This is a genomic window from Wenzhouxiangella sp. YN1, assembly GCF_056324145.1.
Map to the genome: position 1 here is coordinate 1 of NZ_JBJNIO010000013.1, position 305 is coordinate 305.

Annotated in this window: 1 protein-coding gene; it reads right to left on the reverse strand. The window is 66.6% G+C overall.

Translation table 11 applies throughout. The annotated features are described in order from the left end of the window. Nucleotides 1-63 precede the first annotated feature (63 nt). A partial coding sequence (locus ACEWQZ_RS00025) for a hypothetical protein (RefSeq protein WP_476481026.1) occupies nucleotides 64-305 on the reverse strand: 242 nt, incomplete at its 5' end.

Below are 305 nucleotides of genomic sequence, written 5' to 3' on the forward strand. Positions count from 1 at the left end.
GGTGTAGTTGATATGGTCTCGTCCGCCGCCGCCGGCCTCGACGACCGAGATATAGTCCAGATGCTAGTCGGGCCCGCTCCACTCGAAGGGGATGGTGGCGCCGGCCGCGGCCGAGCCGGCGGCGGCGATGCTGGCCTCGACGGCGGTGACCTCGAGGGGCTGGCGCGCCAGCACGTCCCGGCCCTGGCGCTGCACGTAGAGGATCTCGTAGTTGCCGGCCTCTGGCGGCATGGTCAGCTTCAGAGATCGGAAGAGCACACGTCTGAACTCCAGTAACAGACGTACCAATCGCGGATGACGGAATC